1 pseudogene is annotated in these 369 nt (G+C 22.0%); it reads left to right on the top strand.

What is annotated here, in order from left to right:
• Window positions 1-369: pseudogene (locus tag JG677_RS08675) on the top strand (YhdP family protein); the annotation flags it as partial.

The raw sequence follows: 369 nt of genomic DNA, 5'->3' as shown, positions 1-369 counted from the left end.
GGTTTTATAGATTTTAATAAAAAAAGATATTATTTAGATAATATTGAAGCTTCAGGTTATGTTGATAAAGTTAAAATTAGTTTAGATGGCAAAATGGATCCAATTGAAATTCCAAAACTTAATTTAAGTTTAAATAAGCAAAAGCTTGATTTTAATTTTAAAAAAGCTAATTATAAACAAGCAGATTTAAGTGCAAGTAAAATTTATATTTATGATTTAATGGATGAAAATAAAGCAGGAATTTACTTACATATTATATCTAATAACTTAAAACTAGATCAAAAGCTCTGGAAAGCACTAGATTTTTATGATGTTAAAATACCATTTTTTCAAAAAGAAGGAAAAACAAAAACCGATTTTACTTTAGAT

Origin of the sequence: Campylobacter sp. TTU-622 (assembly GCF_016598965.1) — a bacterium.
Classification (GTDB): Bacteria; Campylobacterota; Campylobacteria; order Campylobacterales; family Campylobacteraceae; genus Campylobacter_D.
This window is presented reverse-complemented; position numbering and strand designations above follow the sequence as displayed.